The 22,784-nt window shown below is 61.0% G+C and carries 19 protein-coding genes; 6 read left to right on the forward strand and 13 right to left on the reverse strand.

The genetic code is table 11. The features are described 5' to 3' along the window. Positions 1–75 precede the first annotated feature (75 nt). From QZ501_RS04180 to QZ501_RS04190, 3 genes are read right to left on the reverse strand one after another with little or no spacing between them, the layout of a single operon-like run. Positions 76–705 carry a general secretion pathway protein GspB gene (locus QZ501_RS04180; protein WP_295717425.1) on the reverse strand — a complete coding sequence of 210 codons (630 nt, stop codon included), beginning with the start codon at positions 703–705 and terminating at the stop codon, positions 76–78. 9 nt (positions 706–714) lie between these two features. Further along, positions 715–2,352: an AAA family ATPase gene (locus tag QZ501_RS04185; protein WP_295717428.1), complete on the reverse strand. Its 1,638-nt coding sequence runs from the start codon at positions 2,350–2,352 to the stop codon at positions 715–717. Beyond that, the gene (locus QZ501_RS04190; RefSeq protein ID WP_295717431.1) at positions 2,345–3,247 is read right to left on the reverse strand and encodes an NAD(P)-dependent oxidoreductase; all 903 of its coding nucleotides are present in this window, start codon (positions 3,245–3,247) and stop codon (positions 2,345–2,347) included. The genes QZ501_RS04185 and QZ501_RS04190 overlap by 8 nt, the downstream gene beginning before the upstream one ends. A gap of 174 nt (positions 3,248–3,421) precedes the next feature. Between QZ501_RS04190 and QZ501_RS04195 the strand changes: the two genes are divergently transcribed. Then, a complete protein-coding gene (locus QZ501_RS04195; protein ID WP_295717434.1) occupies positions 3,422–4,534 on the forward strand; it encodes a DUF2855 family protein in 1,113 nt (370 codons plus the stop codon). Between the two features lie 106 nt (positions 4,535–4,640). Continuing rightward, positions 4,641–6,119, forward strand: coding sequence for a malate:quinone oxidoreductase (locus QZ501_RS04200; protein ID WP_295717436.1), 1,479 nt, complete (start codon positions 4,641–4,643; stop codon positions 6,117–6,119). On the opposite strand, the gene dbpA is transcribed toward QZ501_RS04200, so the two are convergent. Continuing rightward, complete coding sequence (dbpA, locus tag QZ501_RS04205) at positions 6,096–7,469, reverse strand: ATP-dependent RNA helicase DbpA (protein WP_295717438.1); 1,374 nt, start codon at positions 7,467–7,469, stop codon at positions 6,096–6,098. The two genes, QZ501_RS04200 and dbpA, sit on opposite strands and share 24 nt — an antisense overlap. Before the next feature lie 134 nt (positions 7,470–7,603). Continuing rightward, the gene (locus QZ501_RS04210; RefSeq protein ID WP_295717441.1) at positions 7,604–8,593 is read right to left on the reverse strand and encodes an aldo/keto reductase; all 990 of its coding nucleotides are present in this window, start codon (positions 8,591–8,593) and stop codon (positions 7,604–7,606) included. Positions 8,594–8,900: 307 nt separating this feature from the next. Here QZ501_RS04210 and QZ501_RS04215 point away from each other — a divergent pair, with 307 nt between their 5' ends. The 3 genes from QZ501_RS04215 to QZ501_RS04225 are packed head-to-tail and all read left to right on the forward strand — an operon-like array spanning position 8,901 to position 12,028. Then, positions 8,901–9,563 (forward strand): c-type cytochrome, encoded by a 663-nt coding sequence (locus tag QZ501_RS04215; protein WP_192497376.1) that lies wholly within the window; start codon positions 8,901–8,903, stop codon positions 9,561–9,563. 17 nt (positions 9,564–9,580) lie between these two features. Continuing rightward, a complete protein-coding gene (locus QZ501_RS04220; RefSeq protein WP_225741756.1) occupies positions 9,581–10,573 on the forward strand; it encodes a c-type cytochrome in 993 nt (330 codons plus the stop codon). 42 nt (positions 10,574–10,615) lie between these two features. Continuing rightward, positions 10,616–12,028 (forward strand): hypothetical protein, encoded by a 1,413-nt coding sequence (locus QZ501_RS04225; RefSeq protein WP_295717450.1) that lies wholly within the window; start codon positions 10,616–10,618, stop codon positions 12,026–12,028. Positions 12,029–12,070: 42 nt separating this feature from the next. On the opposite strand, the gene QZ501_RS04230 is transcribed toward QZ501_RS04225, so the two are convergent. From QZ501_RS04230 to QZ501_RS04265, 8 genes are all read right to left on the reverse strand, one after another. After that, entirely contained in the window at positions 12,071–15,193 is a 3,123-nt protein-coding gene (locus tag QZ501_RS04230) for an efflux RND transporter permease subunit (protein ID WP_295717452.1), read from the reverse strand. After that, entirely contained in the window at positions 15,190–16,305 is a 1,116-nt protein-coding gene (locus QZ501_RS04235; RefSeq protein ID WP_295717454.1) for an efflux RND transporter periplasmic adaptor subunit, read from the reverse strand. Before QZ501_RS04235 ends, QZ501_RS04230 begins: the two co-directional genes overlap by 4 nt. Positions 16,306–16,597: 292 nt before the next feature. After that, positions 16,598–17,230, reverse strand: coding sequence for a DUF642 domain-containing protein (locus tag QZ501_RS04240; protein ID WP_295717456.1), 633 nt, complete (start codon positions 17,228–17,230; stop codon positions 16,598–16,600). Between the two features lie 189 nt (positions 17,231–17,419). Beyond that, on the reverse strand, positions 17,420–18,805 hold the full coding sequence (gene mltF / locus QZ501_RS04245) for a membrane-bound lytic murein transglycosylase MltF (RefSeq protein ID WP_295717458.1): 1,386 nt from the start codon (positions 18,803–18,805) through the stop codon (positions 17,420–17,422). A gap of 320 nt (positions 18,806–19,125) precedes the next feature. Further along, positions 19,126–20,040, reverse strand: coding sequence for a nucleotidyl transferase AbiEii/AbiGii toxin family protein (locus tag QZ501_RS04250; protein ID WP_160897675.1), 915 nt, complete (start codon positions 20,038–20,040; stop codon positions 19,126–19,128). After that, positions 20,030–20,878, reverse strand: a complete 849-nt coding sequence (locus QZ501_RS04255; protein ID WP_295717469.1) for a type IV toxin-antitoxin system AbiEi family antitoxin domain-containing protein — start codon at positions 20,876–20,878, stop codon at positions 20,030–20,032. The genes QZ501_RS04250 and QZ501_RS04255 overlap by 11 nt, the downstream gene beginning before the upstream one ends. A 549-nt stretch (positions 20,879–21,427) precedes the next feature. Further along, positions 21,428–21,724 carry a type II toxin-antitoxin system RelE/ParE family toxin gene (locus QZ501_RS04260; RefSeq protein WP_160897674.1) on the reverse strand — a complete coding sequence of 99 codons (297 nt, stop codon included), beginning with the start codon at positions 21,722–21,724 and terminating at the stop codon, positions 21,428–21,430. After that, positions 21,721–21,930 (reverse strand): addiction module protein, encoded by a 210-nt coding sequence (locus QZ501_RS04265; RefSeq protein ID WP_295717462.1) that lies wholly within the window; start codon positions 21,928–21,930, stop codon positions 21,721–21,723. The genes QZ501_RS04260 and QZ501_RS04265 overlap by 4 nt, the downstream gene beginning before the upstream one ends. Before the next feature lie 266 nt (positions 21,931–22,196). Here QZ501_RS04265 and QZ501_RS04270 point away from each other — a divergent pair. After that, on the forward strand, positions 22,197–22,784 hold a 588-nt coding region (locus tag QZ501_RS04270), incomplete at its 3' end, for a hypothetical protein (protein WP_295717465.1).

The following is a 22,784-nucleotide window of genomic DNA, read 5'->3' on the forward strand; positions in this document are numbered from 1 at the left end:
ATGGACTGCCAGAGTGCGCCAAGGATCCAGCGATCCGCAAGTAGGCCGGACCGAAAAGCCGCCAGCAGTAACGCCTCAGGAGCCTCCCTGCCAGTCCCTCACGATATCGATCTCGAAGACGTGCCCATCCAGCCGGAAAACCACGCCGGCGGTGGTGATTTTCTCAATGACCAGCCCCTGGAAACGGGCACCTTCGCGCAGCAACCGGTTATTGATCATCACGCTCCGGGAGGAGGCCCTGGAGGACCAGACATGGCCGTTGAACGTCATCTCCGGCACGCGCTGTTGGACTGAGCGGGGCATGTCATGGATCGATGGCACCTCTTCCTCTGGGGCATCCGCCGTGCGGTCCGGGGAGGAGTCGTTATCTGGCGGGTTCTGGTCCGGCGCCCCGGAGGAGGGGGCGGTCGATTCCATGGCGGACTTCGTTGGTTGCTCTGCCGTTGTCTCTTCCGCGGGCCGGGGGCTCTGTACCGGCGCCACATGCTCAGGCACCGCGGCCTCGTCTTCGGGAGCGTATTCAGGCCAGACCAGATAGGCCACCACGGCGGCGTTGGCCATCAGGGCCAGCGCCAGCAGGTAGGGCCAGAGCTCGCGCTGTTTGCCTGGCGTGGACGCGAAGGATACCCGGTGACCGGCCTCACCCGGTTCCGTATTGGAACGTTCGGCCTCGGATTTTTTCAGGGCATCCAGGATATAGGACATGGGACTGCCTCAGCCTGACAACGGATCGGATGATGCACGGGAAAGCGTCGGAACGGAACGCCCCATGTAGTGATTCAGGCGGATGATCGTCAGGGGGCCGATAACCCCATCCGTCCGCAGCCCCTCGCGGCGCTGGAAGGCCGTGATCCGCGGCTCAAGCGCATCACCGGGCGCGCCGGGCTCCAGGGACAGCGCCTCCTCCGCCCTGCTCAGGGCCTGCTTCAGCCAGAGCTCACGGTTCCGGGTGCTGCCGGGCTCGATCAGCCGGGACTCCCACGGTGGTACACGCCACAGCAGCGAGTAGCCACCGAACCAGACCGTTTCCACGGCTTCACGGGAAACCCACTGCCGTTCGCCTCCCACCTCCAAGCGTGCCCGGCCAGGCTCCAGCGCCAGCAGAACCACCGACACCGGCTCTCCCTGCTGATTGATCAGTTCCAGAACGGCAGGCCGGTCGAGTACCGCCAGACGGCTCCAGTTACCCTGCCGGTGCAGGCACCCCAGCCCGCGGGTCTGGCCCCAGTCACAGGCCTGGCCGTGCTCACTCGGGCGGTAATCATAACCCCAGACATCGAACAGGGTCTTATAGGCCCGGGTGCGTGAAGCATCGGAGCTCAGCGAGCCAAGGGAAAGGCCCGCTTCCTGCTGGTTGGTGCCGGGACCGGTTTCTCGCTCAACACGCCCTTCGCCTGCGGCATCGCCTTCATCGACCGCCGGGCTCTCGGGCCCGCCCTCGGCAAGCATCAGGCCCGCCGCCACCGTCAGCACAAACACACCAACGCCCAGCCTGAACTGGGAAGCCCCTCGCCTGAACCAGCCCAGGCGGGAACGCCCCGCACGCTCATCACCACGAACCTCCCGCGCCGCTCGGCGAACGGTGGCCGCGTTCACCGTCAGGGAATTGCGGGTATAGGCGCCCAGCAGACTGCGGTCGCAGATCAGGTTGATCAGCCGGGGAATGCCATGGCTGTGCCGGTAAACCGCCGCCAGCGCACGCCGGCTGAAAATCGTGCCTTTCTGGCCCGCAACGGACAGACGGTAGGCAATGTAGTTACAGGTCTCCCTGCGGCTCAACTGATCCAGGTGGTAGCGCGCGGTGATGCGCTGGGAAAGCTGGCGGAGGCGGGGGCTGTCCAGCAGGGTGGCCAGCTCCGGCTGACCCAGAAGGGCGATCTGGACCAGCTTCTTCTCCGAGGTTTCCAGGTTCGTCAGCAGTCGCACCTGCTCCAGAACGTCCGCCGAGAGGTTCTGGGCCTCATCGATCACCACCAGCGTATGCCGGCCCTCAGCATGGGCCTTCAGGAGGTAATCGTTGAGCTGGTTGATCATCTCCATGGTCGAGTACCGGCTGACTTCCGGAAGGCCCAGCTCGCGGCCAATGGTGGCCAGGAGCTCCCGGGCACTGACCTTCGGATTGAACACCAGGGCGATATCCACATTCTCCGGAATCTCTTCCAGGAACCGCCGGCACAGGGTCGTCTTCCCGGTGCCCACCTCCCCGGTCAGCACCACGAATCCGCCCTGCCCGGAAACGCCATACAACAGATGCGCCAGCGCCTCCTTGTGGCGCTCGCTGAGGTAGAGATAGCGGGGGTCGGGCGCGATCGTGAACGGCGACTCGCGGAACCCGAAAAACTCGTTATACATTCGCTCTGCGCCGCGCCGTCTCAGCCAGCACTGACAGGTCCTTATCCCCGTCGCCTGCCGCCATGGCCTCGGTCAGCCGCTCCCGCGCCGTCGCGCTCATGGGCATGGGCACATTGCCGGCATGTGCTGCGGTCAGTGCCAGGTCAATGTCCTTGGCACCAAGCCTCAGCTTGAAGCCCTGGGGGTTGTCGTAATCCCGTTTCTCCATTGCCGGGGCATACCCCAGGTAAGCAGGGCAGCTGAAGATGGAACTGGTAATGATCTCCAGAAAATCGCCCGGCTCGATCCCGTGGGCCGCTGTCATGGCCGTGGCTTCAGCCATGGACTCGACCGCTGAAACCAGCATGGTATTGGTGGCGAGCTTGATGGCATTGGCGCGAACCGGCTCGTCACCACAGGGCCAGACTTTCGCCCCGATCCTGCCCAGCGCAGGTCGTGCCTGCTCAATCGCATCAGCAGGCCCCGCGGCCACGATGTTGAGCTTGGCAGCCGCTGCCAGATCCGGCCGTCCGAGCACTGGTGCCGCCACATAGGCTTTTCCGGCAGAGGCGTGACGTTGCGCCAGCTCAACGGCGGTCGCTGTTGAAACCGTGGCCATATTCACATGCACGGTCTTCGCAGCCATGGCCCCGATCAGATCATGCTCCCGCAGTACGGCATCGAGCGCCGCATCGTCGGCCAGCATGGTTATAAGAACATCGGCCGTGGCACATTCCGCGGGCGACTCGGCCTGCCTGGCACCGGCGGCTACCAGTGGCTGGCATTTTTCACCGGAACGATTCCAGACGGTGACATCAAAGCCCGCATCGATGAGGTTTTTTGCCATGGGATTCCCCATGGCCCCGATTCCGATAAACCCAATCCGCATGGCATGGCCCCTATTTCCGGCACTCATTTCGACAGTTCACTGCCTGCAATCTACAACTCCAAGCTCAAATGGCCAAGGAGGACCACAGCCAGACAATACCGATCCATGCAAAACTGCATTGGGTCTTCCCCGCGAAGATCAGTAAAGTGGTTGCTAACAATACAGGACTGCTACTGTCGACTGACCCATGAAGGTACACCCATGACCCTTTCTTCCAATACCACCTTTGTGGTCAACCGCGAGAACCTCCACAAACACAGTGTTCTGGAACAGGATCCCATCCAGCCCGAGGAGCTGGCCGAGGGCGAGGTACTGCTGGCCATTGACCGGTTCTCCTTCACCGCCAACAACATCACCTACGCCGCCTTGGGCGATGCATTTCACTACTGGGATTTCTTCCCCGTCGAGAAGCCGTGGGGCCAGATCCCGGTCTGGGGCTTCGCCGATGTGGCCGCATCACGGCATCCGGACGTGACGGAAGGCACACGGATCTACGGTTACCTGCCCATGGCGCGCCAGCTCAGGGTGCAGCCGGGGCGTGTCAGCAAGAGTGGCTTCACTGACATCGCCGCCCATCGCCAGGACCTTCCGGGCATCTACAACCAGTACGTGTTCACCGCCAACGACCCGGCCTACCGGCCGGAACACGAAGCCTTCCAGATGCTGCTGCGCCCGCTTCTGGTCACCTCCTTCCTGCTGGACGACTTCCTGGCCCGGCAGACCTTTTTTGAGGCGGAGCAGGTGATCCTGACCAGTGCCTCCAGCAAGACAGCGCTGGGGCTGGCGTTCATGCTCAACCATCAGCGTGAGACGCGCGGCGGGCCCAGGGTCCTGACCGCCCTGACCTCCCCCGGCCATGCCGGATTCGTGCGCCGGCTGGGCTATTACGACCGGGTGGTGCCCTATGATGAACTGGAGACGCTGGATGCCGACCAGGCCAGCGTCTCCGTGGACTTCGCCGGCAACGGCCAGGTGCTTGGCCGCCTGCATGAGCACTTCGGCGACCAGCTGCAGTTCAGCTCACTGGTGGGCGCCTCCCACTGGGACCAGCGCGGTGGCGGCAAGGGCCTGCCCGGCCCCAAACCGGAGCTGTTTTTCGCGCCCAAATACTGGGAACAGGCCGCCGGGGAATACGGCACAGCCGCGCTCATGCAGCGTTTTGCAGGCCTCTGGGCGCCTTTGGTTGCGTCCATGGAAGGCTGGATGACAATCCGTGACGTGCGCGGCGCTGAGGCTGTGGCCCAGGCGTATGAGGATACCCTGGAAGGGCGCATCAACCCCGACCAGGGATTGACCCTGACGCTCGCCCCCTGACGCGGGCGTTCAAAACCTTCATTCACGGCATACCATGGCCGTGTTAGATTCATTCTGGAAACCGGGTGGCGCCACGCGCCACCGGATACGCGGACGGGCAGATATTATGAACGTAATCGTCATCGGCGCGGGGATCATGGGAACCACTTTTGCCGCCCTGGCAAAGGAAATGGCCCCCGAACTCGACATCACGATTCTGGAACGGACGGACAGTGTGGGAGCGGGCAATTCGTCCGCCTTCAACAACGCCGGCACCGGCCACGAAGCGAACTGCGAACTCAACTACACACCGGTCGACGAAGAAGTCATCTCGGTCGATAAAGCCCTGAAGATTCACGCGCAGTTCAATGTCGCCAAACAGTACTGGGCATACCTGGTCAGGCAGGGCATCATCAACGACCCCAGAACGTTCATCAATCAAACCAAACACTGCACCATCGTCCCATCCCAGGCCATTGATCTTTTAAAGCTGCGCCACCGGGACATGTCCGCGCATCATTTCTTTGAGCAGATGCGCTACTCGGAAGACTTTGATGAGATCAAGCGCTGGATTCCCTACACCATGGAAGACCGGCCCCGCCACGAAAAAATGGCGGCCACCGTTGTTGAAACCGGCACGGACATCAATTTTGGCGCCCTGACCAGCCAGATCGCGAGCCACCTGGTACAGGACCTCGGTGTGACCATTGAACACGGGGTGCATGTGAAGCGGGCCCACCGCAGTCCCACAGGGAGCTGGCTCGTCGAAGCGTATCGCCACGGAGAGCCCGTGCAGTACAAAGCCGATGTGCTGTTCGTCGGTGCCGGCGGCGGCGCCTTCCCGCTGCTGAAGAAAAGTCACCTGCCGTTCCGCAGCCGCTACGCGGGATTCCCCGTGGGTGGGCGCTTCCTGCAGGCCGAGATCAGCGCGGAAGAGGCCAAACGTTACACCGCCAAAACCTACGGTAAGGCGAAAGTCGGCGCGCCGCCCATGTCCGTGCCGCACCTGGACCTGCGGGTGGTGGAGGGCAAGCATTACCTGCTGTTTGGCCCCTTCGCCTCGTTCAATCCCATCCTCGAGAAAGGCCGCGGCTTCTTTGATTACCTGCGGGCCCTGCGCGTGCACGACATCCCCAGCCTTCTCTCCGTGGCGATGGAACACTTCCCGCTGGTGAAGTACCTGCTCTCCGAATCCTTCAAGGGCAGCAAGAGCATGTTCGAGGAGCTGGAGCAGTTCGCACCCGGTATGAGTAAGAAGTTCGACTGGAAGCCCATCCAGGCCGGCCAGCGGGTGCAGATCATCAAGGACGGCGACCTGCAGATGGGAACCGAAATCGTGGTGTCCGAGGATAAGACCTATGGAACGCTGCTGGGGGCCTCACCGGGTGCCTCGGTCTCGCCCGAGGTAATGCTGCGCTGCCTGGAACAGCTGCTGCCATCCATCTTCTCGACGGAAGAGGCGCAAAAGAAACGCAAGGAGATCTTCCCTGAAGACGACCTGGAAACGCTGATCCATAACGCCGAGCGATACCGGGCCATCCGGGATGAGGTCAACGGGCAGCTGGGGATTGTCCCGCGGGATTCAGATCGCCCTGACCCGGAATGAGCGACCTTTCAGTTTGCCGTCACGCAGTTTCTGCAGGGCGGGTTTGGCGGCGTCGCGCGCTACGGCCACATAGGCCCAGTTCTCGGCGATATCGATCTTACCGACCTGCTTACCGGCAATCCCCCTATCGCCGGTAAGGGCCCCGAGCACATCGCCGGGGCGGACCTTCTGCTTCCGGCCGCCATCAATCTGCAGCGTCACCATCGGCGCCTTGTAGGCGCGCTCCTCAAGCCGTTCAGACGGCGGCAGTGACTCGGGCTCAATGCTCAGGTCCAGTTCGGCCTCCAGCCGGACCACCTTATGGCTCTCTTTCTCGGTATACAGGGTGTAGGCGCTGCCCTGCTCCCCGGCGCGGCCCGTGCGGCCGATGCGGTGCGTGTGGGCGTCGCTGTCGCGGGCGATGTGGTAGTTGAACACCGCGTCCAGCGCGTCAATGTCCAGCCCCCGGGCCGCCACGTCCGTGGCCACCAGGATCGAGGCGCTCTGGTTCGCAAAGCGCACCAGGGTCTGGTCGCGCTCCTTCTGCTCCAGATCCCCGTGCAGGGCCAGTGCATCAAAGCCGTGCCGGCAGAGCTCATCCGCCAGATCCCGGGTATCGCGCTTGGTATTGCAGAAGACCACGGCAGAGGCCGGCCGGAGCTGCAGCAGGAGCAGGCGCAACGCGGTCATGCGTTGCTGCTCATCCGGCAGGCGGATGAAGTGCTGGCGGATACTGCTGTCGTCGTGGCTTTCCTCCACCTGGACGCGAACCGGGTTGTGCATGTGGCGTTCCGCAACGGCCTGGATCGCATCGGGGAAAGTGGCGCTGAACAGCAGGTTCTGGCGCTTGCCCGGAACACTCCCGAAAACCGCCTCAAGGGCGGACTCGAACCCCATGTCGAACATCCGGTCCGCTTCATCCAGCACCAGGGTTTCCAGTCGGCCCAGGTCGAGGGTGCGCTTGCGCAGATGATCCTCAATCCGCCCCGGCGTGCCCACGATGATGTGGGCGCCATGCTCCAGCGAGCCGATCTGCGGCCCAATGGGCGTGCCACCGCACAGGGTCAGCACCTTCACGTTGGCCGTCGCCCGGGCAAGCCGGCGGATCTCCCGCGCTACCTGGTCCGCCAGCTCCCGCGTGGGGCAAAGCACCAGGGCCTGAACCTGAAAGCGCTCGGCATTGAGCCGGCTCAACAGCCCCAGACCAAAGGCCGCGGTCTTGCCCGAACCGGTCCTGCCCTGCCCGATGACGTCCTGCCCGGCCAGGATGGGCGGCAGGCTCTGAGCCTGGATCGGCGTCATGGTCTCGTAGCCCAGCGACGACAGGCTCTCAAGCAGCGCCGGCTGCAGCCCCAGGGTGGAAAAAGACATCTGGCTCAACGTAGGAGGTTCCTTGGCTCATGGGATGGTGGCGCAGGATAAAGCAGATATCAGGGGCGGGACAGGTTTTCCTGCTCCACCAGTGCCATACCAATGGCCAGCCCGCGGCCAAAGAAGACCCCCCATTACCGACTCGGAGGCGCCATGAATTCGGGCCCAACGGGATCATCAATGCAACGGGCCAGGATCTCATCGATGGCAGTCATCGCTTCCTTATCCAGCGACCAGCCGTCGATCTCACCGACCGGATCCAGCTGCTCCGGTCTCCTGGCACCCCAGAGCGCCGTCGTCACACCGGGCTGATCCACCAGCCAGCGAAGCGCCAGCGCGAGGACGTTCTTCTGGTACCGCTCCCGGGCGAACCGGTCCAGTTCCGCCACGGCGTTCAGGTACTGGCGATAGCGTTCACCCTGGAACTTGGGATCGTTCTTACGCAGATCGTCACCGGTGAACTGGGTATCCTCGCGCATCTTGCCCGTCAGCAGGCCTCGGCACAGGGCGCCGTAGGTGATGGTCGCAATGCCGTTTTCCCGGCAATAGGGAAGGGTCTCCTGCTCGATGTCCCGCTCAAACAGGTTATAGGGGGGCTGCAGGCTGTGCAGGGGCACGGTTTTCTGCAACTCGTCCATCTGCGCCGGCGTGAAGTTGCTGACACCGATGGCGCGGATCTTCCCCGCCTGGTAGAGCTTTTCCAGCGCCCGGGCGGTCTCCTCCATGGGCGTCTCCGGATCCGGCCAATGGACCTGGTAAATGTCGATCCTGTCCGTCTGCAGACGCCTGAGGGAATCGTCTACTTCCTGTTCAATGCGCGACGCACTCGCGTCCCGCCAGACCTTATCGTGATCATCGTTCCAGTTCAGGGCGACTTTCGTGGCCAGCGCCACCTGATCCCGACGACCGTCGGCCAGCGCCTTGCCCACAATCTCCTCGGAGCGGCCGAAACCGTAAACCGGCGCCGTATCGACCAGACCGATCCCCTTGTCGATGGCCCTGTGAATGGTATCGATGGACTGGGCTTCGTCCGTACCACCCCACATCCAGCCACCAATGGCCCAGGTGCCGAGCCCGACGGGGGTCACCTGAATGTCTGTGTTGCCGAATGCCCGCTTTTCCATGCTTCCTCCCGTTGGCTGGAACATCATCTGGAGAAATGGCATCACTGTGAATGCCCTGCACCAGAGATATGCGTGGGAGCGAGGGCGAATTCAACCCCGTGCCCCACCACACCCCGGACCTGCACCAGAGTAAAGGTGACCTGCAAGCGGTCCAGCTCCCTGGATCCAGTTCAGTACCCCCAGGGACGTGGGGAGATGCCTGCTCTGCTCTGATTTGACAGTCCGCGCATTAGAATCTATTAATATTCTAATAGAAGGCCGGTCAGTCAGGCACCGGGAAAGCCGAACCCCATCCAGGAGCGAGCGCATGCAACGTCGCCATCGACTCGGGCCCCTGCCAGCGCTGTTACTCATCGCACTGGCGCCGGCAACAGCCGCAGCCAACGATCTCGGCGAGAAACTGGCGAAGGAGGGCAATGACAACGGCGCGGCTGCCTGCGTCACCTGCCACGGAGCCGATGGGGGCGGCAACGGCGCGGCCGGCTGGCCACGCATGGCCGGCATGAATGCCGACTACCTCGCCAAGCAGCTCGACGACATGGCCAGTGGTGAGCGCGACAACGCCACCATGAAGCCCATTGCCAGCGGCCTCTCCGCCGAGGAACGCCGGGCGGTGGCCGAATACTACGCCGAGATGGAAGTGCCGGCAGAGGCGCCGGGCACGGATGCCGCCAAGTCCGTTCTGGAACGCGGCCAGGCTATTGCCCAGCAGGGCCTGTGGCGCAAGGGGGTTCCCTCCTGCGTCGCCTGTCATGGCCCCGGTGGTGACGGCGTGGGTGCCGATTTTCCCGCCATTTCCGGGCAGCACGCGAGCTACATCGAGAACCAGTTTACCGCGTGGCAGGACGGCAACCGCCAGAACGACCCCAATGACCTCATGGCCTCAGTGGCCAAGCGCCTGACCGAGGAAGAGATCAAGGCTGTGGCCGCCTGGTTCGCCTCGCAGCCCGCCCGTCCGTCCGCCGAATAGCCATCGTGGAGGCCATCGTGAACAAGACCCATCAGGATACCATCGGGCTCGCCCGCCACACCGCGCTGTTCCTGGCGGCCGCCCTTCTCATCCCCGCTTCGGCGCTCGCCCAGGACGATGAGACCCTCACCAAGCAGGTGGAGCTGGAAGAGGCGCCCGAGGCCAAGGGCGAGAGCTACTTCGACTACCCCGGCATGGACGAGCTGCCCGAGGGTGAGTTCGGCGAAGCCGTACGCAGCGGCATGGAGGCCTTCGTCAACACGCTGCAGCACCCGGAGGCCAAACGCCACGTAGGCAACGGCCAGAACTGCGCCAACTGCCACCTGGGTGGCGGCATGGCCGCCAACTCCTCGCCCATGTGGGGCGCCTGGGGGATCTACCCCAAATACCGTGGCAAGAACGACCACGTGAATACCATGGATGAGCGCATCCGCGGCTGCTTCACCTACTCGATGAACGCTGGAGCCTCCGAGGCCGGCGGCCCGCCGAAGCCGGACAGTCAGCTCCTGAAAGACATGCAGTCATTCATGTTCTGGTCCGCCAGGGGCGCGCCCATCGGCGAGAACCTGCCCGGGCGTGGCTACCGCAGTGTCGAGAAACCGGAGGACGGCTACTCCATCTCCCGCGGGAAGTCCATCTACGAGGCCCAATGCGCCGTCTGCCACTCCGGGGACGGCAGCGGCAAGTTCACCGCCGACGGCAAGCAGATCTTCCCGCCTCTGTGGGGCGAGAAGGCCTATAACTGGGGCGCCGGCATGCACCGCATCAACACCGCAGCCGGTTTCATCAAGTACAACATGCCCCTGGGCAAGGCCAACCCCGTGAAAAAGCACGCCGCCCTCTCCGACCAGGAGGCGTGGGACGTGTCCGCCTATATGAACAGCCATGAGCGGCCCCAGGATCCCCGCTGGGAGGGCGACAAGGCCAGCACTGCAGAGAAGTGGCATGACCACGCCTGCCTCTACAACCAGGAGGTTCGCGGCCACACCCTTGGGGAGGGCACGCAGTAACGACCCGGACATGTGATCGCGAACAGCCACAAGGAATCCATCATGAACGGCACCCACGTGCGCATCGCGCTCGCGACGGCGCTGGCCCTGGTCACCGCGCCAGCCGGCGCCGCCAACTGGCTGGTACTCAACAGCGCCGAGGCGCCCGAGGGCGCCCCGACCATGTCGGTCTTCGGCTTCATCCAGCCGACCTACCGCGACATCGACGACAGCGACAAGGCACCCAACGGTCAGCGCCCCATCTTCAACACTCTCTCCCCGGACCGCTCCAGCAGCTCCGGCTTCAACCTCTCCCAGGCTCGGGTTGGCGTGCGCGGAGCGTTGAACAATACTGACGAGGACATCCACTACTTCTTCCTCACCGAGTGGGGCAACAACGGCATCACCCGCCTGGCCGACCCCGACGGCGGCAGCCCCAGCCCCCAGCTCACCGATGCCTCCATGACCTTCCGCCATTTCGCTGGCGGCGGCAGCGACGACATCTGGGAGCCCGGTGTCAGCCTGCGTATCGGCCAGTTCCAGTGGCCGCTGGTGGACGAGGGGCTGCGCGCAATTCCCGCCTACGACTACATCAGCTTCTCGGAGGTGAGCCGGCAGCAGGTGCTGGAGCGGTACGTTCGGGCCAACAAGGGGCCGAGCGATGAAGATCCCGGATTATCAGGCTTCGACGGCTCCATCAGCTCCTACCGCGATATCGGCGCCATGGCCTTCGACGAGTTCCGGATCTCCGAGCACTGGGAGGGCACCTGGGCCGCCGGGCTGGGCAATGGCAACGGCATCAACCGCAGCGACAACGACGACAACCGCGACCTCTACATGCGCGCCCAGGCTGCCTACGTCTTCGACGGCGTCCACCGCGGCAACCCGCGCCGGGAGGACATCAAGTTCTTCGCCTGGGGCCAGCAGGGGGAGCGGGTCTTCGATGCCGGCGGGGACGGCACCATCGACGAAGGCGACGAGTTCGAACGCAACCGCTACGGCCTGGGCTTCCACTACTACCGCCAGCCCTGGCGCTTCTCCGGGGAGTACGTCTTCGGCAACGGCATGGTCTACAACGGCACCAATCCGCCCTTCGCGAACCCGGGTGAGGACCTCGGCGACGTCACTCCGCGGATGGCCCCCGGCGAGGACAACGAGTTCGACGGCTGGTACCTGGACGCCGCCTGGTTCGTAAAGCCCAACAAGCTGGCGCTGCAGGCGCGCTACGACGTCCTGAACCGGCTCAACGACTTCGATGCGGATGAATTCGCCAACCAGGGACATCCGGAGCGGCGGTTCTCCACGTTGACCCTGGGGCTGCAGTACTGGAACCACCCCATCAAAAGCCAGTGGACCCTCTCCTACCGCATCCGCGACCTGGAGGCGCCCCACAATGCCGCGGCCGACGCGGTCGGCAGAACCATGGGCAACGAGATCCTTCTGCAGTACTTCCACCTGTTCAACACCGGCGGTTGAACGGAGATGGTGAACCGCACAATTTAATCAACGAGCATGAGCTCAGCCCCAGGCGCGTTGCCGCAGTTTGACCCGCGCCATCAGAGCACAGGGCGTAATAATCAGCGTCAGGATCGTCGCAAAGGCCAGCCCGAACACAATGGCCGTGGCCAGACTCAGCCACCATTCGGTAATGGGCGCCCCAAAGGCCACTTCGCGGTTAAACAGGTCAATATTCACGCGCAGCATCATGGGCATCAGGCCCAGAATCGTGGTGACGGTGGTCAGCACCACCGGGCGCAGTCGCAGCAGGCCGGTGCGCAGTATGACTTCCCGTGGGTCGGCGACGCGCTTCTGGAGCCGGTCGTGGGTATCAATCAGCACGATGTTGTCGTTCACCACAACCCCGGCAAGCGCAATGATGCCCATACCGGTTACGACAATGGAGAAGGCCTGATTCGTCAGCAGCAGCCCGAGGAAGGCCCCGATGGTTGAGACCACCACGGCGGAAAGCACCAGGGCGGCGCTGAAGAAGCTGTTGAACTGGGTCACCAGAATCACGGCCATCAGGAAAAGCGCGACGAAAAGGGCACGAACAAGAAACGCTTCAGCAGCACGCTGCTCCTCATCCTCCCCCTTGAACTCATAGCTGACACCGTCCGGGAGCGGATCCGTGGCAAGCCAGTCGCGCAGCTCGCGGACCTTATCGTCGGCGAGCACGCCGGGGGCGGTATTCGCGCGCACCGACATGGCACGAACGGCGTCCACCCGTCGCAGGTTATCCACCTTGGGTTCGGCCCGGCGCTCGATGAAGTTGCTGATGGGCACCGCTCCGCCAGCCGTGGTAACCCGGAGCTGATCCAGCTGGTCCAGGGTCCGCCAACGTTCGGGGTAGCGCACCACAATGTCGATCTCTTCATCCGTGTCGTCGGGCCGATAGCTGCCGATGCGCAATCCATTGGTGACCAGCTGGGCAGCGTTGCCAATGGTGGTGACATCAAGCCCGAACTTGGCCGCCTGGGCACGATCCACCTGCAGCTCCCACTCGATCCCGGGCAACGGGCGGTCATCCTCGATGTCCGTCAGTCCCTTCAGGGACCTGAAACGCTGGCTCACGATTCCAACCGCCTCTGGCAGGAGGCCCGGATTGTTCGCGCTCAACAGTAACTGAACCGGTTTCCCGACGGGCGGGCCGGCCTCCAGCTTACGCACTTCGACCTGAACCCCGGCCAGCTGATCCGTGCGTTCGCGAATCGCCTGCAGGATCTCATTGGCGGGCGGGCGCTTGTCCCAGTCATCAAATTCGATGGAAACACGTCCAATTACATCTTCAGCCACGTCGCCCATGAAACTGAAGCCACTGTCGCCGGCGGTGCGTGCGTAGACACTCTCGAAAGCCTCATCGAAAGCGAGCACTTCGGCCTCCACTTCGCGAACCAAAGCGTCCTTCTGCTCAACGGAGAGGTTACCCCTGGCATGGACCATCAGGGTCGCGAAATCCGGCTCCACCTTGGGGAAGAATTCGACGCCCTTACCGAAAGCACCGTAGAGCAACCAGGCAGCAAGCAGGCCCACGAGGGTAAGCCCCAGCACGCGCCCCGGATGATCCAATGCTTTGTCCAGCACCCTGAGGTAATGCCGAGCCGGGCCGGTAATCTGACTCAGGTCGCCGTTTTCAGCCGCCTGCAGGTTGCGCCGTTGCCATGCTGCTTCAGCACCGGCCCTGCCCATATGGGCTCCAAGGGTGGGCACAAAGATCAGCGCCATCAGCAGGGAAGCTGTCAGCGTCGTTATGAGGGTGATGGGGAAGTAGCGCATGAACTCACCCACAAGCCCGGGCCAGAACAGCATCGGCACGAAGGCGGCCAGCGTGGTCAGGGTGGCTGACACAATGGGGCTGCTCATGCGCCGCACCGCCAGGACATAGGCACGGTAGCGGCTTTCACCGGCTGCCATGTGGCGTTCGGCGTACTCCACCACCATGATGGCACCGTCCACCAGAACCCCGATGGCCAGGATCAGCGCGAACAGCACCACCATGTTCACGGTATAACCGAGCAGATGGAGCACCAGAATGCTGGCCAGGAAGGACCCCGGAATGGAAATGCCCACCAGCAGCCCGGAGCGCAGCCCCAGTACGCCGACAACCACAACCATCACCAGCACCACGGCGCTGACAACGTGGTTCTCCAGGTCCGTGAGCATCGTCTCGATGAACTCGGACTGATCCTGGCTGTAGGAGACCACCAGATTCGAAGGCCAGTCGGCTTTCAGGGCATCAACTCTGGCGCGCACCGCCGCCACTGTATCGATCACGTTCTCACCGGTGCGCTTGGTGACCTCAAGCGTCACCGCCGGCAAGCCGTCCACGCGGGCATGCCCATCGGCGTCCTTGAAGGTCCGCTTGACCGAAGCAATGTCGCGAAATCGCACGACGGCATCGCCGTCGACCTTCACCGGCATGTTGAGCACGTCCTCAGCGGTCTCGAACAGCCCCGGCACCTTGATCGCGAAGCGCCCTTCCCCGGTATCCAGATTCCCCGTGGCCACGAGCCGATTGGAGCGACTCAGGTACTGGATGATCTCGCCGACCTGTAAGCCGTAGCTTTCCACTTTCAGTGGATCGACAATGACCTCCACCACCTCCTCGCGCTCACCGGCGATGGTCACATCCAGCACGCTGGTGATGGACTCGATTTCATCCCGGGTGGTGCGGGCTAGCTGCTGAAGCGTTCGTTCCGGCAGATCGCCAGCGAGTGTGACCAGCAACACCGGGAAGATACTGGTGTTGATCTCCTCGACCACCGGGTCGTCGGCATTGGCAGGGAGTTCCGGCTCGGCTTTGTCGACAGCATCCTTAACGTCCTGGAGCACCGCATCAGCATTAAAACCGGCGTCGAATTCCAGCACGATCTGACCACCGCCTTCGGTGGCGGTCGCCTGCATTTCCTTCAGCCCATCAATGCCACGCAGCTCCACCTCCATGGGCCGGATCAGCAGGCGCTCGGCATCCTCGGGTGATACCCCCTCCAGGCCCAGATGAACGAAGATGAAGGGAATGTCCACATCCGGCTCCGCCTCCTTGGCGATATCGGTGTAGGCCCAGGTCCCTGCAATCAACAAGAGCGCCAGTGCGGATAATACGGCCCGGTGGCGGGTGAACAGCCATTCAATCCAGCCGCTCATCCCGATGCTCCTGGCGCAGCCAAGCTTTCATAGGGCACGGTTTCAACCTTCTGACCGGCACTGACGAATTCCTGCCCCACGACGATGAGCTGGACCGTCTCGGGGAGTCCGGTGAGCCACACGCCCTCGGGCGTGTCACGCACAACCTCCACCGGGTAAAAGACGACCTCGCTGTTGTCGCTCACCCCCTTAACGCCGAGTGTGCCGTCATCCGCCAGAGTCAATATTGACGAAGGCAGACGGTGGGCGACCACGGTTCCCGCAGAGAGGGTGACTTCGGCGGTAAGCCCTTCAATGATGTCCCCCTCGGGGTTGTCGATAACCACTTCAACCGGGAAGGTCCGGGTTTTTGGACTGGCGACACGCCCGACAAAGGCCACCTCGCCCTCGTGCTCGGAGCCATTGATCAGTGTCACGGTGGCAGGGCTTCCGGGCTCGATGCGATTCAGATAGCGTTCCGACAGAGAGCCTTTCACACGGATCGGGTTCAGATCCACAAGGGTGGTCACGGGTGCGCCGCGGTTCAGGAAATCGCCCACCTCAACGTCCCGGGTTTCCACAACACCTTCAATGGGCGCTTTCAGGCGCGTGCGCCTGGCTTCCTCCAGCGCCATCCTGAGCTGAGCCCGCGCCGACTCCAGCGCTGCTTTTGCCCGGGCCAGCTCGTTCTCTGCAATCGAGTCCTTCTGTCGCAACGACTGCGCGCCGCGATACTCGATCTCACGCTGCTCCACCAGGGAGCGCGCCTCGAGCAAGCGAGCTTCGCGATCTTCCATGGCCAGCTCAACCAGCATATCGCCTTCGTTCACCCGATCGCCGCGCTCGAAATGGAGTTTCTGAACAACGCCGTCGGTTTCCGCTTTCACAGCCACCGATCGGTCGGCCAGCGTTCGACCACTGATGATGATCTGGTCCCGAATGGTCTGGTTGGTGGACTCCAGGACACGCACGGACATGTGGTTATCGGCCTTGTCCGACACCGACGGCTCAATCTGGGATGTCGAATCCCGGAGCGTGCCCGAGAGCATCCAGAGAATCACGCCCAGCAGAATCAATGCAGCGGTGAGCGCTGAACGATGTTCCTGCAGGGTTGCTCTTGACCATTGTTTCATCGCGTTACTCGGGAAGGGGGCTCAAGTAGCCAGAATAATCGATGGCCCCGCATTCACAAACGATTCCAGTCAGCGAATCCCCCGCCGCATTCAGTAGGGTTTTCCCATAAAGGGCACGTCTGTGTGGCAGATTGGCTCAAGCAAAAGGATGACCCCTGAATGAGGCTGCAGGGAGACGGTTCGTGGGAGGTGAACGGGCCGTTCATAATGACCGGCCCGTGATGAAACCAAATGGCGTCAGCGTGATGGGCGCGCTCTCAGGGATGTCGCCGCGCCCGCTAAAGGGGGCAACTTATCGACGACGCGCTGAGATACCAAGGCCCGCCAGACCGAGTCCGAGCAGCGCGAGGGTGCCGGGCTCAGGCACCGAGGCTGTCACGGATACGTCATCCAGAAAGTTGCCGAGTGTTCCGTCCGGGGCGACACTGGCGAACTTCAGGCGTGAGCTGACAGAGGTCGCCTTAAACGATCCTTCATAGATCGACCAACCTGACGTGGTATGGTCATCCATTGTTTCGCTCAGGTTGTTGATGATCATGTCAGTAACCGCGACGCTGAAAACTTCGAGGCTGTTTACGCGAGCACGGTATGCAAACGAGAGGTCATACCATTGCCCGGTGACAGTACTGAAGTCCTGGTAGATACCGAAATCTGAACCAAGGTCGGGGTGAGCATTCAGTTCGGCGAACTGATCGCCCTCTTTGGCCTCAAAACTGACCATGCCGCTATCCCAGATTTCGATGCTGTTGCCTTCCCAATCCGGCACATCAACAGTGTCCGCGCCTTCAAAATATTCCCAGGTGCCCGGTGCGATATTGGGATTCTCGAAACTGCCATTACCAATCAGGTTGGCGTTTGTGGTACCGGCGGCGAGCAAAAGCGCACCGAAGAAAAGACCTTTGCGGGTGAATGCTGTAGCTTTCATGGACTGCTTCCTCTGCATGAAATTGAATGTCTCTTCCTCTGAAAGCAATTCTGAGGCCATAAAAAATAAATGCAGGGAACATAGAGGGTTAGTCCATGATCTGGCAGGTGCTGCCGGTGTTTTCCAACAATGATGTAAAAAAAGTCGACATCAGCCAGTCCCGGACACATGGGCGGGATGCATGCCCTGTTATTCGGGATCCGGCGGCTCGACTGACAACACCTCAATCTCATTTTCCAGGATATGCTGATACTCGCGAATCCTCTGGACATAACGCACCGGCTCGTAACCTCGCGCATAACCGTATTTGAGATTCTGGTAAATGAACTTCTTCGAAAGCAGGGGTAATACCTGCTTGACGTCGCCCCAGCGGTGCGGATTGAGGTCCTGTTCCCGCGCCAGCCGCTGGGCATCATGCAGGTGGCCACGCCCGACGTTATAGGCCGCCAGTGCCAGCCAGGTGCGGTCCGGTTCTTCTACCTTATCCGAGAAGCGCTCATTCTTAAGCTTCGCCAGGTATTTGGCACCCCCGAAGATACTTTGTTTGGGATCCAGCCGGTTATCCACGCCCACTTCTTTTGCCGTGTTCAGCGTCAGCATCATGATCCCCCGGACCCCGGTCGGGCTGCGGGCACGTGCACGCCAGTGCGACTCCTGGTACCCCTGGGCGGAAAGCAGAATATAAGGAAGATCGTATTGTTCAGCGGCCGTCTCGAAATAGCTTCGGTATTTCGGGTAGCGCTCGTCGACCCTGCGGATCAAACGGCGCGTGTCCACGTAATCAAAAACCTCAAAGTAGCCGTAATAATGCTCTTTCACGACCTCCAAACGCCCGCTCTTCCTGAACGATTCCAGCCAGGACGCAACGGCGCTCTCAAGGTCCTTGCGCGGCTGCGCCATCATCCAGCCCAGTGACTCTGAACGGTTGAGGTTGAACGGCGCGATCAGCTCCGGGAAGTAACGCCGGTTGTGATCGACAATATTGGAGTCCGCAATGGTGCAGTCGATCTCGCGCTGCCAGACGTCGTAGAGGAGCTGCTCAGTCGAGCGGTTATCCACGGTTTGCCACTCAAGCTCAGGATGGCTCTCTTTAAGCGCTTCCAGTCGCTCCACATAGCTGCTATCCGCGATCACAGTAAGTTCCAGCCCCACCAGCTCCTCAACAGACTCGGGCTGGACGTTATCGCGACGGCACACAACCTGCTGGGTCACATCCTGGTAGGGCGGCCCGAAACGAAAGCGTTCCTGGCGTTTGGGGGTGATCGTCAGTCCAGCCGCAGCCAGATCCCCTTCGCCGTTTTCAATGCCTTCGATGATGGAGCGGATCGACGGCTTGATGTTGTATGCCACCTCAACACCCAGGTGCGATGCAAAAGCCTCGACCATATCGTACTCAGGCCCCGTGGGTTTGCCGTCGCGCCCCAGATACCAGGTGGTCGGCGCGTTACGGGTCAGCACCACCAGCTTCCCCTCCTCCTTGATAGCCTGAAGGCTGCGTGCCTGCCCCTCATCATGTGTGCAGCCAACCACAGCCAGTATGGCCACCAGAAACACAATACGCCTGACTCGGTACATACGCCGCTCCGAGAGAAAGACAACAAAATAAAGGGTAGTATGTGTTTCCTTTAAACACAGTCAAAACATTGCTTGAGTACGAGGAATACGACAAACCGGCGGCGGCGATGACGCGGTGCGCGGCCTGGAAGCATTCTGTCAGGGCGCGCCGCTGCAACGCCTCAAGGCTCAACCCTCTCTAAGGGATTCTTCTGCAGCTTTAGCGATGTAATCGCGACGCTCGTCATCCAGGGCAGACACAAACTCCTCGGCCTCAAACGCGTCCAGAACTTACTGCTCATCCTGTTCCAATTTGATGTTGTCCATATTCCCTCCACCACTCAAATAACGTTTTCAAGCTTACGCAGGATCGCATCACAAGTCCCCTCCCCGGATCGATCCAGGTTCAGCTCTCGCCAGCGTACAGCGGGAAGCTTTTCGGCTCCTTGCAGCCCAACCAGCTCCCAGTCCGGTTTACGTTGGTAAAATGACCGAAGAAACTGCTTGTGGGAATCCGGCATGTTTTTCACAACGTCCGCGATCACCTGTTCCCTGGCCTCTATCAACTGTTCCAGAGTTACCCCGTCATCAGCCATACCAGCAAAACTCTGCATGAAATCCTGGGTGATGTCCTTCCGGATTGGATCAAGCAGGGAATGAGGCGAGTGGTCATGACTGACCAAGTAGACGATCAGCGCGGCTCGAAGCGACTCATTGATCCCTTCGGTCGCGAGTAGATGGTGAACGTCAAACAGATCCCTTGGGTGCTGACGATCCAGGGCCGCAATAATCTTCCCGGCATAGAGATCCGCAAAGGAAAGAACCTGTGCCTCTGCAAAGCCAAAATCATCTTCCACCGACTGTGAGACCGGCATCCATTGAGCCTCATAGACCGCGCCTCTCAGGACCGGAGTCACCTCAATTTTGATCTGTACACCATCCCGGGAGCGGATGAGCAGTTTGGTGATCTCATCCTGGCTGGCGGGTGTTGACCGCGTTATCCGAGCGTCAGGCTCTGAGGACTGGATACGGGATTCAATGCGCTTCAGTGCCGCGTCGATTTCGGCCAATGAACGAGCCCATGGCTCGATGGGCAGATAGGTCAGATCGATGTCCACCGATAGACGGGGCATATCCCTGACAAAGAGATTGATGGCAGTGCCGCCCTTCAGGCCGAAACAACCCTCCTCAGCCACATGTGGCAGGATTCGAACCAGCAACTCAACCTGACGTCGATATTGCTCGTTAAATGCCATTGCCTTCCTCCCTGGCAAATTCAGTCGGTACGGTAATCTGATATTCTTGGTCCAGAACTCCCCCCTTAACCAGCATTCGCTTCCCGGATCCCAGATTAATCCGGTTTCGGTCGATACGCTTAAGCCACGCGTGACGTTCGCGGTCAGCGAAGAAAAAGAACAGCCGCTTCACCTTAATGCTGCGTGTGGATTCCAACAGCGACTGCAAGTACCGGGGCCGAAGGTTGCCCAGCCCTTCCATAAACGTATCCGCCATGTGAAAGGTCCCTCGGTTCGGTAACTCATCCAGGAACTCCAGGTAGGCGCGCTCAGGCGTGGAAACGATCAAGGGCCAGCTCCAGTGGCCCCAGGAGCTAACCCTTAAAGCTCCCGGAAGCGGCGTCCCGCTTCCAGCGGATGAGTCTGTCAAAGAAGTTGCCCAGGATGGCACTTCCACGGCGGGCAGAAACCGCTGACGGTTATGCACCACAAACTCCGGTTCAATCGGAAGTTTGTTCACCCAGCCTGGCAACTTCACATCCGAGTAAAGATGGACCTGCAGCTGCTGGAACGGGAGATAATGGGCATAGCCCTGAAATTCCAGAGCAGTGCGGCCACCTACTGAAACCGGGTACTGCAGCAGGGTCTGGAGGGAGATTACAACCTGCTCCCAACTCACCTCCCCTCGCGGCCGACGAAACACACCTCGTACCGGCTGCTCCAGCCAGCCAGCAGTAACGTACTGACTACGTAGCGCACGGGAATAACCATGCCGCTCCAGCCACGCCGCATCCACCAGGAGGCCTTCCGGAAGTAATTGGGTTAACCGGTTTAGTTTTTCTCTATTTCGTATAGCCATACTTAACAAAATAGAGAAATCTTAAACCAGCTACAACCCTAACTGGTTCTGATCAAACCGTAGGCCTCCAAACATGCGGCAAAAACCGAAATTCACCACTGTCCTCGGCCAGATGACCAATCCCCGGAAAATCCAGATGGTGCCCGGCGATCAGTTCCCGGAATGGTCCGGCGAGTGGCCCGGTAGCACGCTCTCAGGATCTACTGTTTAGAGGCTTACAATCTCCTTTTCAGGGTACCTTTCGCTCCCTGATCGTCCAGACGGTGCCAGCTATTGCTCCGAGTATGGAGGGCATAAAAGATAGGAAACCTGGCTCTATTCCTGACAGACAATTGCTCGCCGCGTGGCTGCTGCCTATGGGCCAGCAGCCGTCGATTCCGAGGATAATCAAACCGCCCAGCAGTGCGAGAACGAGAGTAAAGCTGAAAGTGGAGATGATCCAAAGGAGCACCGTTTTCTCGGATACGAACTTTTCCAGCATCGCCGAACACCACTGTACGCAGCTTCTAGTTTGTTTTTCTGCGCTTGAGAAGCATATTGGTCCTGAGTTCAGGTTCTACTTTTCCATCGGCGCGGATCACGGCGTACGTGCATAACCGCAATCACCACAACCGAATCCCCGGTAACCACATAATGAACGCCAAAAGGAAATTTCCTGATCAGAGCTCGGCGTGAGTCTCTGTGAACAACAGGGTAAAGGGAAGGATTCTCACTGATGCGATTCAGTGTCTGCTCCACCGAATCCATGAATTCATGCCCCAATCCCTGGCGCTGCAACTCATACCATTGGGCTGCGTCTTCAATATCCCTCTCGGCGTCCGGACGAATCCGAACGTTGTAAGTCATAGTCTCCGGCGTATCCCTTCCAGAACTGTTCCAGCATCACTGCCTGATTGGCCATCCTGCTCATAGACATTCAGCCTTCGATCCAGCTCTTCCCGCTGTGCCTGAGTCAACTCAAGCTTTTGCTGATCCTCAGCGATGCTGTCCCAGACGTCTTCCACGAGCTGGATACGCTCGTCGATGGGCAAGTCTCTGATACCTGAGTTCATAAAACACCTCCTGAACCAAAACGATACCGCACCGAAAAGATAAGGGGAATACTGCGCTCAGGACCTGGGCGCGCTAAAGCTTAGGCCTCCAAACATGTGGCAACCCCAAACCACCCCTGGAAAACCCGAATGATGCCCGCCGACCAGTCCCCGGGACTTGGCCGATCCAGTCAAGATGCGGTGGGTAGTAGCGGCCTGAGCAGGATTGCGCGAAGATGAACCATGAATAGGGGTACGGAGAGGTACCAGTGGGAGAAGAGCCCGTTATGGACGAATCTGGTCAGCAGGCACAGGGCCGAGCAGTGAAAAAGGGCTTCAGTGGCTGGCAGGTACTGGGGATTGTACTGCTCGCCATCGTTGTCACCTTCGGGGTCAGTTACTGGCTGTTGAGCCAGTATGTGTTTGTTGAAGCGTTCGATCCCGTTGAGCTGAACACCTCCGAACAGCGCACACTCCAGAGCAAGCTGCAGGTCCTGGGCGTTGATGCGCAGGCGCCCTCAAGCCCTGCAGCGGAGCCCGAACCCTACAGCGAAGAAGGCGCCAGCAGGGAGGTTCGCTTCAGTGAGCGTGAGCTCAACGGGATGCTGGCGAACAACACGGATCTGGCCCGGAAGCTGGCCGTCGATCTGTCCCAGGACCTGCTCAGTGTCGTGCTGCTGGTGCCGCTTGAAGAGGGTTTTCCCGTGCTCGGCGGGCAGACCCTGCGGGTTCATGCCGGTGTGGAGCTGGCCGTTAACAACGACAAACCCGTCGTCAGACTCAAGGGCGTCAGCGTCATGGGCGTGCCCCTTCCGAACGCGTGGCTGGGCAACCTTAAGAACGTTGATTTGGTCCACGAGTACGCAGACGACCCG

Source organism: uncultured Halovibrio sp. (genome assembly GCF_913056445.1).
GTDB lineage: Bacteria > Pseudomonadota > Gammaproteobacteria > Pseudomonadales > Oleiphilaceae > Halospina > Halospina utahensis_B.

Coding starts and splice junctions, on each gene's coding strand:
- QZ501_RS04180 (WP_295717425.1), bottom strand. CDS start 705: ATGTCCTATATCCTGGATGCCCTGAAAAAATCCGAGGCCGAACGTTCC.
- QZ501_RS04185 (WP_295717428.1), bottom strand. CDS start 2,352: ATGTATAACGAGTTTTTCGGGTTCCGCGAGTCGCCGTTCACGATCGCG.
- QZ501_RS04190 (WP_295717431.1), bottom strand. CDS start 3,247: ATGAGTGCCGGAAATAGGGGCCATGCCATGCGGATTGGGTTTATCGGA.
- QZ501_RS04195 (WP_295717434.1), top strand. CDS start 3,422: ATGACCCTTTCTTCCAATACCACCTTTGTGGTCAACCGCGAGAACCTC.
- QZ501_RS04200 (WP_295717436.1), top strand. CDS start 4,641: ATGAACGTAATCGTCATCGGCGCGGGGATCATGGGAACCACTTTTGCC.
- dbpA (WP_295717438.1), bottom strand. CDS start 7,469: ATGTCTTTTTCCACCCTGGGGCTGCAGCCGGCGCTGCTTGAGAGCCTG.
- QZ501_RS04210 (WP_295717441.1), bottom strand. CDS start 8,593: ATGGAAAAGCGGGCATTCGGCAACACAGACATTCAGGTGACCCCCGTC.
- QZ501_RS04215 (WP_192497376.1), top strand. CDS start 8,901: ATGCAACGTCGCCATCGACTCGGGCCCCTGCCAGCGCTGTTACTCATC.
- QZ501_RS04225 (WP_295717450.1), top strand. CDS start 10,616: ATGAACGGCACCCACGTGCGCATCGCGCTCGCGACGGCGCTGGCCCTG.
- QZ501_RS04230 (WP_295717452.1), bottom strand. CDS start 15,193: ATGAGCGGCTGGATTGAATGGCTGTTCACCCGCCACCGGGCCGTATTA.
- QZ501_RS04235 (WP_295717454.1), bottom strand. CDS start 16,305: ATGAAACAATGGTCAAGAGCAACCCTGCAGGAACATCGTTCAGCGCTC.
- QZ501_RS04240 (WP_295717456.1), bottom strand. CDS start 17,230: ATGAAAGCTACAGCATTCACCCGCAAAGGTCTTTTCTTCGGTGCGCTT.
- mltF (WP_295717458.1), bottom strand. CDS start 18,805: ATGTACCGAGTCAGGCGTATTGTGTTTCTGGTGGCCATACTGGCTGTG.
- QZ501_RS04250 (WP_160897675.1), bottom strand. CDS start 20,040: ATGGCATTTAACGAGCAATATCGACGTCAGGTTGAGTTGCTGGTTCGA.
- QZ501_RS04255 (WP_295717469.1), bottom strand. CDS start 20,878: ATGGCTATACGAAATAGAGAAAAACTAAACCGGTTAACCCAATTACTT.
- QZ501_RS04260 (WP_160897674.1), bottom strand. CDS start 21,724: ATGACTTACAACGTTCGGATTCGTCCGGACGCCGAGAGGGATATTGAA.
- QZ501_RS04265 (WP_295717462.1), bottom strand. CDS start 21,930: ATGAACTCAGGTATCAGAGACTTGCCCATCGACGAGCGTATCCAGCTC.